The sequence below is a fragment of the Mesorhizobium sp. M7A.F.Ca.CA.004.12.1.1 genome, assembly GCF_003997835.1.
Lineage (GTDB): Bacteria > Pseudomonadota > Alphaproteobacteria > Rhizobiales > Rhizobiaceae > Mesorhizobium.
Map to the genome: position 1 here is coordinate 1 of NZ_RZRK01001266.1, position 1,084 is coordinate 1,084.

Sequence of the window (1,084 nt, forward strand, 5' to 3'; positions counted from 1 at the left end):
ATTATGTATATACATATTGAAACGCACTGCAAGTGCCATCATCGCATGAGAGACAGAGGACCGGAGAGAAAAGTGGCAGCGATCTTTGCGGAACAGGCGCTCCTTCCCGATGGTTGGCGCGATAATGTGCGGCTCACCTTCGCCGAGGGACGCATCACGACCGTCGAACCTGGAGCTACCGCGCTAGCCGGCGACGAACGCCACGCGATCCTGTTGCCCGGCATGCCCAACCTTCACAGCCACGCCTTCCAGCGCGGCATGGCCGGCCTTGCCGAACTTCGCGGCCCCTCCGCCGACAGTTTCTGGAGCTGGCGCGAGGTGATGTACCGTTTCGCCCTGTCGATGACACCCGATCAGGTCGAGGCGGTTGCCGCACAACTCTATGTCGAGATGCTGGAGGCCGGTTTTTCCCGCGTCGGCGAATTTCACTATCTGCATCACGACCGCGATGGAAAATCCTACGCCAATCTTGCCGAGATGGCCGGGCGCATCGCGGCGGCGGCCGGCGAAACAGGTATCGGCCTGACGCTGCTGCCAGTGTTTTATGCGCACTCGTCTTTCGGCGGTGCCGTGCCAAACGAAGGTCAGCGGCGATTCATCAACGATGTGAATCGGTTCTCGCGGCTTGTTGAGAAATGCCGCGAATTGGTTCGCGCGTTGAATCAGGCTGTCGTCGGCGTCGCTCCGCACAGTTTGCGTGCCGCGACGCCGCAGGAGCTAGCCGAAGTCGCCGCGCTGGCGCCGGAGGGGCCGATTCACATCCATATCGCCGAGCAAGTGAAAGAGGTCGAGGACTGTCTTGCCTGGTCCGGCGCGAGGCCCGTGGAGTTTTTGCTCGCCAATGCCAAGGTCGACAAGCGCTGGTGCCTGATCCACGCCACCCATATGACCGATACGGAAACCGTTGCCATGGCCAGGAGCGGCGCCATCGCCGGCCTCTGCCCGATCACCGAGGCCAATCTCGGTGACGGCACTTTTGCCGCGCCGCTGTTCAGGGAACATGGCGGCCGCTATGGCGTCGGCTCCGATTCCAACGTGCTCATCGGCCTGCCCGACGAATTGCGCCAGCTCGAATATTCACAGC

Annotated in this window: 1 protein-coding gene; it reads left to right on the forward strand. The window is 61.8% G+C overall.

The annotated features are described in order from the left end of the window. Positions 1 to 72 precede the first annotated feature (72 nt). Positions 73 to 1,084: formimidoylglutamate deiminase (locus EN984_RS35670; protein WP_127384409.1), on the forward strand; the 1,012-nt coding region annotated here is incomplete at its 3' end.